13 protein-coding genes and 2 tRNA genes are annotated in these 13,097 nt (G+C 33.0%); 3 read left to right on the top strand and 12 right to left on the bottom strand.

Annotated elements, in window-relative coordinates:
• Nucleotides 1-86: 86 nt before the first annotated feature.
• Nucleotides 87-275, bottom strand: a complete 189-nt coding sequence (locus Q2T46_RS01980) for a hypothetical protein (RefSeq protein ID WP_311062304.1) — start codon at nt 273-275, stop codon at nt 87-89.
• A 277-nt stretch (nt 276-552) separates the two neighbouring features.
• Here Q2T46_RS01980 and Q2T46_RS01985 point away from each other — a divergent pair.
• Nucleotides 553-626, top strand: a tRNA-Gln gene (locus Q2T46_RS01985).
• A 6-nt stretch (nt 627-632) separates the two neighbouring features.
• Nucleotides 633-708: transfer RNA gene (locus Q2T46_RS01990), tRNA-Glu, on the top strand.
• A gap of 316 nt (nt 709-1,024) precedes the next feature.
• Here the strand turns inward: Q2T46_RS01990 and gltA are convergent.
• From gltA to gltX, 9 genes are all read right to left on the bottom strand, one after another.
• Nucleotides 1,025-2,416: an NADPH-dependent glutamate synthase gene (gltA, locus tag Q2T46_RS01995; RefSeq protein ID WP_303264490.1), complete on the bottom strand. Its 1,392-nt coding sequence runs from the start codon at nt 2,414-2,416 to the stop codon at nt 1,025-1,027.
• Entirely contained in the window at nt 2,417-3,265 is an 849-nt protein-coding gene (locus Q2T46_RS02000; RefSeq protein WP_303264489.1) for a sulfide/dihydroorotate dehydrogenase-like FAD/NAD-binding protein, read from the bottom strand.
• Nucleotides 3,266-3,422: 157 nt separating this feature from the next.
• Nucleotides 3,423-4,622: an iron-containing alcohol dehydrogenase gene (locus Q2T46_RS02005; protein ID WP_132774849.1), complete on the bottom strand. Its 1,200-nt coding sequence runs from the start codon at nt 4,620-4,622 to the stop codon at nt 3,423-3,425.
• A 177-nt stretch (nt 4,623-4,799) separates the two neighbouring features.
• Entirely contained in the window at nt 4,800-6,182 is a 1,383-nt protein-coding gene (locus Q2T46_RS02010) for an ABC transporter substrate-binding protein (protein WP_399387871.1), read from the bottom strand.
• A 15-nt stretch (nt 6,183-6,197) separates the two neighbouring features.
• Nucleotides 6,198-7,031 (bottom strand): carbohydrate ABC transporter permease, encoded by an 834-nt coding sequence (locus tag Q2T46_RS02015; RefSeq protein ID WP_303264487.1) that lies wholly within the window; start codon nt 7,029-7,031, stop codon nt 6,198-6,200.
• Nucleotides 7,028-7,969, bottom strand: coding sequence for a carbohydrate ABC transporter permease (locus Q2T46_RS02020; RefSeq protein ID WP_303264486.1), 942 nt, complete (start codon nt 7,967-7,969; stop codon nt 7,028-7,030). Before Q2T46_RS02020 ends, Q2T46_RS02015 begins: the two co-directional genes overlap by 4 nt.
• Nucleotides 7,951-8,568 carry a glycerol-3-phosphate responsive antiterminator gene (locus Q2T46_RS02025; RefSeq protein ID WP_303264485.1) on the bottom strand — a complete coding sequence of 206 codons (618 nt, stop codon included), beginning with the start codon at nt 8,566-8,568 and terminating at the stop codon, nt 7,951-7,953. The genes Q2T46_RS02020 and Q2T46_RS02025 overlap by 19 nt, the downstream gene beginning before the upstream one ends.
• Before the next feature lie 264 nt (nt 8,569-8,832).
• A complete protein-coding gene (locus Q2T46_RS02030) occupies nt 8,833-9,258 on the bottom strand; it encodes a gamma-glutamylcyclotransferase family protein (protein ID WP_303264484.1) in 426 nt (141 codons plus the stop codon).
• Between the two features lie 97 nt (nt 9,259-9,355).
• Nucleotides 9,356-10,798: a glutamate--tRNA ligase gene (gltX, locus tag Q2T46_RS02035; protein WP_303264483.1), complete on the bottom strand. Its 1,443-nt coding sequence runs from the start codon at nt 10,796-10,798 to the stop codon at nt 9,356-9,358.
• A 129-nt stretch (nt 10,799-10,927) separates the two neighbouring features.
• Here gltX and Q2T46_RS02040 point away from each other — a divergent pair, with 129 nt between their 5' ends.
• Nucleotides 10,928-11,404, top strand: coding sequence for a phosphatidylglycerophosphatase A (locus tag Q2T46_RS02040; protein ID WP_209454379.1), 477 nt, complete (start codon nt 10,928-10,930; stop codon nt 11,402-11,404).
• 44 nt (nt 11,405-11,448) lie between these two features.
• On the opposite strand, the gene msrA is transcribed toward Q2T46_RS02040, so the two are convergent.
• Nucleotides 11,449-11,934 (bottom strand): peptide-methionine (S)-S-oxide reductase MsrA, encoded by a 486-nt coding sequence (gene msrA / locus Q2T46_RS02045; RefSeq protein ID WP_303264482.1) that lies wholly within the window; start codon nt 11,932-11,934, stop codon nt 11,449-11,451.
• A gap of 65 nt (nt 11,935-11,999) precedes the next feature.
• Nucleotides 12,000-13,061, bottom strand: coding sequence for a hypothetical protein (locus Q2T46_RS02050; RefSeq protein WP_303264481.1), 1,062 nt, complete (start codon nt 13,059-13,061; stop codon nt 12,000-12,002).
• Between the last annotated feature and the right edge of the window lie 36 nt (nt 13,062-13,097).

Here is a 13,097-nt window from a genome sequence, read left to right on the forward strand (position 1 = left end):
GTTTCCATCCAAACCATTTTATATCATTGCCGTCAGTCTCCCTAATTTGAAGTCGCGTCACTTCATTATTTACATTTTCAAATTCCCTAATTTTTCTTCTTCCTTTGTAAAAGCTTAATAAGCAATATTTCGCTAATGTTCAATATCTCAGTTATTATATTTGTCAGTTTTGCAAATTTTGATTGTGTCTCAATATCCATTTTCCACCGGCTTTTGCCAACTTTTCTTGTTGGTACAATAAACAATTGTAGTGTTAAAAGAATTACAATCATCAATATACAATTAGTAAATAATAACGTTACATCTGTCGTTAAAAATATAAATATACCAAATAAAACCTGTATGTGATGTATTTGAAAATACGCTTTCAAATTCCGCCTATATCGTTGTTAATCCTATATGTAATTTCTCCTTTTTTTGCATTCGAAAAAAAACTTATAGACATATGCTGCAAATGATTGTATAAATTTGCTGCATTTTAGACAATAATAAAAAATAAAAAACCCCTTGTCAAAAATAAAAAACCATGTTATAATAACATCTGTCAGTTGTTGCCGAATGGTGTAACGGTAGCACCGGTGACTCTGGATCATCTAGTCTAGGTTCGAATCCTAGTTCGGCAGCCAATATGTGGCCTTATCGTCTAGTGGCCTAGGACATCGCCCTCTCACGGCGAAGACAGGGGTTCGACTCCCCTTAAGGCTACCATCTATATGCAAACTTTATCGTCTACCGAGAGCTTGAAGTAAACTTCAAGTCTGTCAGGAAGGACGATTATTTTATTTTAGTTGTTATACTCAAGCCAGATCTCATATTTAACTATTAATATGTATTTCAAGTTCAGTTATTTTGAATTTAGACTAAAATGGAATTATCTAATAGCTAAAATATTTTTCCTACTGCATGGAAGTTTAATCATTGTATCGTAAATCGTATATATTAAAAAAGCAGGAATATTTTATCCTGCTTTTTTAATATGATGTAAATTTCCAAAACAACATTTTCTACAAAGCTGTTCAGTCAATCATTTTTCACTTAAAAACTTGTGTATAGATGCTGCTGCTTTTTTACCGGCACCCATTGCAAGTATTACTGTTGCTGCGCCTGTCACAGCATCACCACCTGCAAATACACCTTTGCGGCTCGTCTCAAGTGTATCTTCATTGACTATTATTCCACCCCATTTTTGCTTATTAAGTCCTTCTGTTGTCGACGTTATAAGAGGATTTGGACTTTGTCCTATAGCTATGATTACGGTGTCCACGTCTATTACATGCTCTGAACCTTTTTCTGTTACAGGTCTTCTTCTTCCTGATTCATCAGGCTCACCTAAAACCATGTTCACACATTCGATCCCTTTTACATTGCCATTTTCGTCTCCAATTACTCTCACAGGGTTCGTTAATAGCTTAAATATGATTCCTTCTTCTTTTGCATGGTGTATTTCTTCTAGCCTTGCAGGCATTTCTTCTTCTGATCTTCTGTATACAATATACACTTCATCTGCTCCCATACGCTTTGCAGATCTTGCAGCATCCATTGCTACATTTCCACCGCCAACTACGGCAACCTTCTTGCCTACTTTGACAGGTGTAGGGTGATTAGGAAAGTCATAAGCTTTCATGAGATTTATCCTCGTCAAAAATTCATTTGCTGAGTATACGCCATTTAGATTTTCTCCCGGTATACCCATGAATTTAGGTAGTCCTGCACCTGTTCCTATGAACACTGCTTCATACCCCATGTCGAATAGATCGTCAATTGTCAGTATTTTGCCTATAACCATGTTTGTTTCTATTTTTACTCCTAATTTTTTTAATGAGTCTATTTCTTTCTGAACTATCTCCTTAGGAAGTCTAAATTCAGGGATGCCGTACATTAAAACTCCACCAGGCGTATGAAATGCCTCAAAGATTGTTGTGTCATATCCCATCTTAGCTAGATCGCCAGCACATGATAGTCCTGCAGGTCCTGAGCCTATTACTGCAACTTTCCTGCCAGTTTTTTTAAGTGCTTCTACTTTGTCTTCTTTGTTCCTCATATGCCAATCTGCTGCAAATCTTTCAAGCCTTCCTATTGCTACAGGTTCTCCTTTTTTGCCTCTTGTACATACTGATTCGCACTGGCTTTCCTGCGGACATACTCTTCCACATATGGCAGGTAAATTGTTTGTCTCTTTTATCTTTTGATATGCTCCTTCAAAGTTTCTGTTTGCTATTTGCTTTATGAAATCTGGTATCTGAACATGCACAGGACAGCCGCTGACACATGGCTGATTTTTACACTGAATACATCTTTCTGCTTCTTCTACAGCCATATTTTCTTCATACCCCAGTGCAACTTCTTTAAAATTTTTGTTTCGTACATTTGGATCCTGTTCAGGCATTTGTACTTTTTTTAGCGACATGTTAGCCATTTATAAGATGCCTCCTAACTTGCATTCATGCTCATATTGTTCTAACGCTTTCTTTTCCATATCTTTGTACATGGCCTGGCGCCTCATCGCCTCATCAAAGTCTACTTTAAGTCCATCAAAAGCAGGTCCATCTACGCAGGCAAATTTTGTTTCGCCATCAACTGTGACTCTACATCCTCCACACATTCCTGTTCCATCTATCATGATAGGATTCATACTGACCATCGTAGGTATGTTGTATTCTTTCGTGATTCTACATACCATCTTCATCATTATCAATGGTCCTATCGCTATTACTTCGTCGTATTTGTTGCCCTTTTCTATTAATTCTTTTAGCACATCAGTAACAAAGCCTTTACGTCCTTTGCTTCCGTCATCTGTTGTTATATAGAGATTGTCGCTTACAGCCCTCATTTCATCTTCAAGTATGACGTACTCCGCACTTCTTCCTCCGATTATGCTATCTATTGATGCGCCATTTTTATTAAGCATTTTTACTTTAGGGTAAAGGGGTGCAACTCCAACTCCACCGCCAATGGCTAATACTCTTTTTGTATCTTTAGAAAATTCTACAGGTGTTCCCAATGGTCCTACAAAATCATGCAATTTATCTCCAACATCTAATTTGCCCAGCTTTTTTGTACTCATACCGACTTCCTGAAATATTATAGTGACCGTACCTTTTTCACTATCGTAATCAGCAATCGTCAAAGGGATGCGTTCACCTTTTTCATCGACTCTCACTATGACAAATTGACCTGGTTTGGCCTTTTTTGCCATTAAAGGAGAATTTATAACCATCAATTTTACTGTCGGATTTAACTGCTTCTTCTCTAATATTTCATTCATTATATTTTTACACCTCCATAATATAGTGTAACAAAATTATGTCTGGTTGTACACCAGACATATATAATCCTCTCTAACAATATAGTATATATTTGTTTATTCATTGTCAAATGCTTTATAAGACTAATTAATATTCAAATCTTATAATCAAAACTTTTTAAAGGGATTCCACATAAATCTTTTCAATAACAGACTCTGTAGCCTCTATCGGTGCTATAGAAAGCAGTCCATCTAGAGAAGGTGTTGTTTTTGCAAGATTAACTAATGTCGGAATATCTTCTTTTGTAAATCCAAAATCTGATAGCTTTTGAGTACATCCAACGTTAAAAAGCCATTCTTCAACTTTTTGAGATACATATTCTGCTTCAGAAGGCAAACCCTTCAAGCCAGGCACCATAGGGCTATATACATCAGCTAAAATTTCTGCTGTAGCAGGATAAATTGCTTTTATCACTGCAGGCAATATTGCTCCAAGTCCAAGGCCATGAGCTATCTCAGGTTTTACAGCACTTAAAGGATGCTCTAAAGCATGAGTAAGGTGCAAAAGACCATTGTCAAAAGAAATACCAGCCAAAGCAGAGGCATACAACAAATAATACCTTGCTACAAGATTTAAAGGATCATTTACAGCAGCAGGAAGATAACGAACTATCAATCTTACTGTCTCTTTTGCAGTAAGAATGCTATAAGGTGATGCAGCAAGTGTTGTAGCAGCTTCTGTAATATGGTTTAATGCATCTACAGTAACTGCTATTGTCTGCTTTTTATCAAGCTTTGTCATAAGTGAAGGATCATCTATTGAATACATAGGATACAGACAATCATAAGCAATAGCCGGTTTGTAATTTTTTTCTGGTATAGTGGCTACTGCAAATCTGTCTACTTCCGTGCCAGTACCATGAGTAAGATTTATAGCTATGATAGGAACAGCTTCTTCAGGTATAAATTTCTGTTCATAAAGTTCTCTTGCATTTTTATCAGTATACTTCAAAAGCACAGCTACACTTTTTGCAGTGTCTATTGGACTACCGCCGCCAATTCCCACAACTGCTTTTGCTCCAGATTCACGTCCGATTTTTGCTGCCTCATCAATCATGTCAACAGTAGGATTAGGACCAACCCTATCATAAAGTGAATATTTTAAATCAAGCTCATCCAGTACAGGTTTCACAACGTCCCAAGCACCGCTAGCTTTATAAGATCCCTTTCCTGTTATAAAAATAACATTATCAATACCTTTATTTTTGAGAATTTCTAGAATATCTTTTATTTTTTGTATGCTTCCTATCCCAAAATAAGTCGTATTTTTACAGCGCAGCTCAAAAACTTTACTGGGATTTATTTTTGTTTCCCACATCTTTATAACCTCCTATTTGTTAAATTTATGACATTCCATATATATTATAATACTATCATATTGAATAGTCAAATTCGGCATCATAATAAAAGTGTATATTTACAAGATAAATGTAAATATTGTCATTCGCTGAAATAAGTGTAATACAAAAAGCATAGCGTAATTAGCTATTCTTTTTTATCTCTTTAGAGTTTTATTGTAATTATCAAGTGCACTATTGACACTCTTTTCTGCATCATCAAGGGCTTGTTTTGGTGTAGCTCGGTTATTTAAGACTTTTTCAATATTCTGTTCTATTATTTGCCTAGCTTCTGGAAATACTCCTATCAATGCTCCTTGTGTTGCTCTGTTTATTGGTGTTGAATGAAGCTGTTCAATAGCCGTTTCAAATTGCGGATACTTTTCAAGGTGCATCTTCATTTCAGGTAAATCATAAGCTTCCTTTGTTACAGGGAAATATCCTGTATTTTCATTCCAAAATACCTGTTCTTTGGAAGAAACCATAAATTTAATAAATTCCCATGCGGCTTTTTGGTATTCATCTGATTTATTATTTAGTATCCATAATGAGGCACCACCTATTACTACTCCACCATCTTTATTATTATTTAGCGCAGGTAAATATGCTGTTCCGACTTCAAATTTATTTCCAACACCGTCTAATATTGATTTTAATGATGCTGTTGATTCTATTATCATTGCTGTGCGACCTGCAATAAAAGCATTTTTTGTATCATCTGTTTTCCTTCCAAAATTACCTGCGATACCTTCATCAACGAGTTTTTTCCACCAGTTGATAATATTTAATCCAGCATCATTATTAAATGCTACATCTGTTGCTGCTCTATCTCTGCCATTACCATTGTTTGCATATAATGCACCTTGTTTTGCCATAAATTGTTCAAAGAACCAACCGTATATTGCCATTGAATATCCATACTGTGTAACTTTGCCTGATGTATCTTTTTTCAAAAGTTTCTTTCCGTATTCCTCTATTTCCTTGAAATTCTTAGGAGGTTTATTAGGGTCTAGTCCGGCTTCTTTAAATGCATTTTTATTGTAATACAATATTGGCGTTGATGAATTAAATGGCATTGAATATAATTTATTATCAACTGTATAGTATTTTAAAAGATTTGGCTCAAGTTTAGATGTATCAAATTTGTCCTCGTCAATAAACTTCTGTACAGGTGTTGCCCATTTACTGTCAATCATAAATTTCGTACCTATATCATATACCTGCATAATATCTGGACCTGCTTTTGACTGCTCAGATGTCTTCAATTTGTTTAATGCATCATCATATGTTCCTTGATACTGTGCCGTAACTTTGATATTTGGGTGTGATTGATTAAAGTCCTCCACCATCTTATTTATTGCTTCTCCGCCTTTACCACCCATTGCATGCCAGAATGTAAGCTCTATAACTTTGTTTTCGTTTGGCTTTGTATTAGATGTTGTTGCCTGTTTTGTACCATTTGAACATGCTGTCGCTGATAATAATACACTTCCAATTAATACAATAGATAAAATTCTCTTAAGCTTTTTCATTTTTTTCATCCTTTCTTTTAATATTTAACCTTTCAATGCTCCGGCATTTAAGCCCTCTATAAGCTGCTTTTGTCCAAATATAAATGTTATAATTGATGGAAGTAAGATCATGATTACGCCTGCCATAATAAGTCCAAATGATTGTGAATCAGACCACTGAAGCATGCTTATACCTATCTGTACTGTCCTCATGTTGTCTGTATTAGTTATTAATAGGGGCCACATGTACTGATTCCATGTCATCAAAAAAGAATATACAGCTAAAGATCCGATTGCCGGCCTTGAAAGGGGCATTACCACTTTTATCAAAAATTCAAATCTTTTGCAGCCATCAAGCTGCGCTGCCTCATAATAATCCTTCGGTATAGTTAAATAAAACTGCCTTAATAAAAATATTCCTAATGCTGAGCTTAAATATGGTATAATAAGCCCGGCATATGTATTTAACCAGTTTAATTGCCGTATAGTAAGGTAATTTGCTATTATTATAGCCTCACCGGGAATCATCATAGTTGATAGAAATACTGCAAAAATTATATTCTTCCCTTTAAACTCGTAAAATGCAAATGCATATGCTGCAAGGCTGGATGTCAATATCTGCCCTATTGTGACAATTGCCGAAACTATAAAGCTATTTAGTATAAATCTTAGTATTGGAACAGAATTAAGGGCCTCAATGTAATTTCCCAAATACAGTGAATGTGGTATTAATTTTGGAGGATATTGAAATGCCTCACTGGCAGGCATCAAACTTATTGACAAAGCATATATAATAGGGAAAATCACGATAATTGCTAAAATAATATTAACTAAATAAAGTGAAAATCTCCTTACTAACCACTTCATATAATCTGTCATTTGTAGAACACCTTCTTTTCACCAGATATAAATTGCAACAATGTAAATATTAAAAGCAATATAAAAAGAATTATCGACTCTGCCGATGCATTGCCAAATCTGAAATTAAAGAATGCATCCCTATATATTGAATAAACCATAACATTTGTAGAATTAACAGGGCCACCTTGTGTCATAATATTGATCACGCAAAATTCTTGAAAAGCATTTATTATATTAATAACAAGAAGAAAAAATAGTGTTGGTGAAAGCATCGGTATGGTTATTTTAATCTGCTGTACAATAATATTTGCCCCATCTATCTCGGCACTTTCATAAAGTTCTCTTGATATATCTTGCAGTCCTCCAAGCATAAATACAAAGTTGATGCCTATACTTAGCCATACATTTACTATTGATACAGAGACCATGCCGTAATTTGCATCTGTAAGCCATCCAATTCCATGAATGCCAAAAAAACTAAGTATGTAATTAATAAATCCTATACTGGGATTAAATAAAAGCATCCATATGACTGCAGCCGATGCTGATGATATTGCAATTGGCAATGCATATAATGTCCTAAATACTCCAATACCTTTAAGTTTTGCATTAGCAAAGACTGACAGAATAAATGCAATAATCATTTCAAAAGGTACTGTCATAACCACAAATTTCAATGTTAAATAAATACTATTTAAGTAATCAGTTGATTTAAACATATCTATGTAATTTTTTAACCCAACAAATTGGCTCAAATAACCTTGTGGATCCGTTAAAAATAAGCTGATATAAATAGTTTTTAAGAATGGATAAAATACAAATACTGCGAAAATTATAGTAGACGGAAAAAGATATAGATATGGTTCAATATTATTTTTAAATCTTATAACATTACCTTTTATTTGGCTATCATCTAAAGTTTTTCCATGTTTTATAATTATTTCTGATTTTTCCACTGTGACACCTCCTCTAACATTTTTGATATATTTATGTCCCACAATTTTGGATCACCTGTTGATACTGCGATTGCACCGCTTAATAATGCATTTATCATGTGTTCACTTGTTTTAATTAATCCACCACTTATTACTAGTTCTTTTGCATTTTTAGTAAATTCATAAATTACATCAGGCATCAAAGCTGGCATAAGTTCGATAAAATCAGGCCGTACTTCTTTAGAAATTTCTATCGTCTTTTTTAGCGCATCTGTATCTATCATGAAACACCTCTGAATTGTCAATATATCGAATTTCTTTGCAATCTTTATTAGATTATTTTTAGTTGTAATTACTCCATCTGGCTTTACATAATTTGCAACAAATTCTAGTCCTTCTTTATCAAAGCTTATACCACCAATTTTTTCTAGGTGAACAAAGACAAACATATCATGAGATCTATAAAAGTCTACATATCTTTTTATAACGCCGATATTTCCAGTAAGTAAAAACACACCGCTTAAGTTTTTATTAATCGCCTTTTCAATATGCTTTTCTTCTTTGATAGCAGCAATCAATTTATTGGATTTTAGCCTTTCTATAAATTCATCTTTTTTCAATATCTCACCTCCTACATCTTAAACAGTGATTTTACAATTGCTAAATAGTAATTTTGTCGATGGCAGTTATAAAAATATAATATGTATGAATGACGTGTATAGCATCAAAAAAAGAAACCTAATAAGATTAACAATTTATTTATGAAATTGTTAATCACATTAACGGTTTCTCTTCATCTCCAACCAGAAAATTTATATATACTTGTCATTTTTAATATTACAAGATAAATGTTATGTTGATATTAAGTACATGTTACATTTATGTTAATTTTTAAAGATTTCTTCAAGTAGTTCAATATTAAACCCTGCATCTATATAACCCTGTTTTATAATATTGTAATATCTCTTACTAGGTCTTCCTATATCATTTCCCGGGTTCATTATATAAACCATTGCTTTTATTGGCTCATCTTCACATATGGCTTCTACAATTTCTTTGTGATAGAGATTCGGATAATCTTCATACATATCTAAAGCATCTTCGTCTGATTTTTCTATTTCCCATAAAAGAGCAGGAACTTCACTATTATCTGACGGCTCAATAGTAGCAAAGGCATTTTTATCTTTACCCCTAAATACAAGTTTCCAGTTTTTAATGATTGCCGGACCTATTAATTTTGCCTTAGGGCATCTTTTTAACATTTGCGTAAAGTTCATATTGCTTCCATATGCCAAATATAGTTTACCCATAAGATGGCCTCCTTTCAAATTACTAAATTAATATCATAAAAAGTTAACCATAAAAATTATATTTAAACTTAAAAAAATAAGAGAACACAATGTTCCCTTATTTTCCTTTAATATTTTCAATGTACTTTATAGCTTTTTCTATCCTTTCTATCGTCTTTTCCTTGCCTAATAACTCCATTATATCAAATAAGCCCGGGCCAAATGTTCTTCCTGATATAGCAAGCCTCGTTGGGTGAAACAAATCTCCGCTTTTTATATCCAATTTTTCTATTAAATCTCGGTATGCTTTCTCAGTCTCAACTAAATTAAAATCATCTACTTTGTCTAATACTTCAATGGCTTCCTTAAGTATATTATCAACACCATCTTTTTCAAAATATTTTTTTACACCCTTCTCATCATAATCAAACTCATCATTAAAATAATAAGACATCGCATCGGCGATTTCATTTAAAGTTTTTTCTCTTTCTCTTACAGCACTCACAATCTTTTTAATATAATCGTAATCATAGTTATCGCCTATTAAACCTTTATTAATCAAAAACGGTATGACTTCTTTTGTCAATCTATCGATATCGCAGTTCCTTATATAAATGCCATTTAACCAAGTCAGCTTCTTCGTATCATATATTGCAGGATTTTTAGATACTCTATCTAAAGTAAATTCACTTATGCTTTTTTCAGTCGTAAATACTTCCTCACCATCAGAGGGAATCCATCCAAGTAACGTTATATAATTTATGATTGCCTCTGGAAGATAACCTAGGTCCCTAAATTCCTGTACTGATGTAGCCCCATGCCTTTTGCTGAGTTTGCTTCTATCAGGTGCTAATATCATAGAAACATGTGCAAAGTTTGGCTTTTCAAATCCTAATGCCTCATATATAAGAATCTGTTTAGGCGTATTGGATAGGTGCTCTTCCCCTCTTATTATGTGGCTTATCTTAAGATCATAGTCATCAATCACAGTTGCAAAGTTATAAGTTGGCATATTGTCAGATTTCATTATAATAAAATCATCAAACGTTGAATTGTCAAATTCAACATCACCTCTTATTATGTCATGTACGATTGTTTTCCCTTCTTTCGGCACCTTAAGTCTTATAACATATTTCTTGCCTTCATCCATATATCTTTTTACTTCATCAGCCGATAAATTTCGACATTCCCCGGTATACATAGGAGGTTTGCCTGCTTTTTGCGCTTCTTTTCTCATTTCATCAAGTTCTTCTTTTGTACAAAAACAATAATAGGCTTTACCTTCTTTTACTAACTTATCTGCATAATTTTTATATAAATCTAACCTTTTAGACTGATATATAGGTCCTTCATCCCAATCAATTCCCAACCACTTTAGTCCATCTACTATAGCTTTCATAGAATCTCCTGTTGAACGCTCTAAATCTGTATCATCAACTCTTAAAATCATTTTACCATTGTTATGCCTTGCAAAAAGCCAATTAAATAGTGCAGTCCTTGCACCACCAATATGTAAATTGCCTGTAGGACTTGGTGCAAACCTTACTCTAATATCCCTCATATAAACATCCCTTTCAACTGTCTATTGGATTTTAAACTAATTTAGATTATACTGTAATATATAATATTTTTCAACAATCCATCATATTATATGGTTATATGCCAAATTTTTAATATTAGGAGGTACGTCATGAAGGATATCATAGTAAATTTGCTTAAAGAACGAGGAGTTACCATTGAAGATATGGCAGATCTTGTCTTAGAACTCCAAAAGAAATATTATGATTTGACAAGAGAAGAAGCAATAGAAAGCTTAAATTCTGTTCTAGATAAAAGAGAAGTTCAAAATGCTGTTTTAACAGGTATAACCCTTGATAAACTGGCAGAAAAAAACATGCTTGAGGAACCTTTGCTTTCAATCCTTAAAAGAGATGAACCCCTTTATGGAATTGATGAAATATTAGCATTAAGTATTACTAATATATACGGTTCAATAGGACTTACAAACTTTGGGTATTTAGATAAGATCAAACTTGGCATAATTGGAATCTTGAATGAACATAAGGATGAAAGATGCAATACATTCATAGATGATCTGGTTGCCGCAATAATAGCAGCTGCCTGCTCTAGAATAGCTCATTCAATTAAAAGCGAAAAATCTAACTAAACATTAAAAGGGGCTTATTTTAATATTGAGGCCCCTTCATTTGATCATTTTTTAAAAAGCTCTCTTGGAATGTGGCAATAGCCATTAGGATTTTTCTCAAGATATTTCTGATGGTATTCCTCAGCATCATAAAAATTCTTTAATGGCTCAATTTCAGTCACTATTGATTTATCGTATTTTTTCTGTTCTTCATCTTTCGATTTGATTATGATGTCAGCATCATCACTATCAATATAGTAAATGCCCGTCCGATATTGGATCCCTATATCGTTTCCTTGTCTGTCTTTAAGTGTTGGATTTATAATTTTCCAATAATTTCTTAATAAATCTTCCAGTGATATTATGTTTTCATCGTACTTTATGTGACAAGCTTCTGCAAAGCCTGTTGTGTTTGTGCAGACTTCTTCGTATGTTGGATTTTCTTTGTTTCCGTTTGCATAACCAACTTTGGTTTCAACAACACCATCTATAATGTCAAAATAAGCTTGAACGCCCCAAAAACACCCTCCAACTAAAACTATTTCTTTCATTACTATTCCTCCTCGTTCAAATCTAATATAAGTTTACCATACAAAGTTGTCAAAGAAAAATATTCTTATTTTATTCTCACCAATTTAAATTTCACTTCACCATTAGTTGTCTCAACACTGTCTAATTTATATTGTTTTAAAGGGCTTTCAAAATCTAAAACAGTATTATAATTTTTAATGAGATTATTTAAATATTCTCCTGTTATTTCCACATTTTTAATAGTAATTGATTCAATATTAAAATTTATTTTGCCTCCATCTACTTTAAAGATACCTTTTAAAGTATAATTATCTCCATCAATTAATGTAAATCCACTATCGTCAAATACTATTTTTACATTTTTCAGCATGACATCATAATTATCAATCATATTGCTTATCGATACGTCGCTGAAGGAAGCTGAAACAGCATCAAACTGGATATCAATGTTATCAGGCTGTAAACTATCCCAAGGTAATTTAGAAATATTATTTAGCAAAAAATCGAGAGAAGGTATGCTAGTTTCCAATGACTCACTTAAACTTAATATTCTCTGATAATCACCAATTTGTCTTCTAATATTGACCAGCATTTCATTTTTGCTAGATTCTAACTGTTCAATCTTAAGTATCATATTTTTTTGCTCATCCAGCTTCTTTTTTAAATCATTGCGCTGATTGTTTAATGCCTCTTCTTCAGATTTTTTATTTTTCAATAGGTAGTTTATGTGATCTAATTTACTGTAAAAATAATTAGTAATTATGTCTATGTATATTAATCTATGCAAAAGCTCTGATGCATTATTTGACATTAATAGTATCGATAAGATGGTATTCGTTCCATTCATATATAAGAATCTAAACCAACTTTTTACGTTATTTCTTTCTTTTACAATATCTTGATTTAAGCTGGATATTTCTTCTTCCATAGAATCGATTTTCTCATTAGTATTGAGGATTTCCGTATTAATTTGGTCAAGAAGTCTTAATGATCTGACTTTTTCCATGTTTAAATTAAACAATTCGAGAACAATTTTTTGCTCTTCTAATTGGGCATTTTTTAAGTCAGATGCAGGGTCAGAATAAACTATCGTGATTTCGGAAACTATTAAGCAAAAAACTAGTATTATCGAAATATATTTCTTCATAATTTCTCCCCATAATGTTCTATATGGAACAAATTT

The organism is Thermoanaerobacterium sp. CMT5567-10 (assembly GCF_030534315.2).
Taxonomy (GTDB): domain Bacteria; phylum Bacillota; class Thermoanaerobacteria; order Thermoanaerobacterales; family Thermoanaerobacteraceae; genus Thermoanaerobacterium.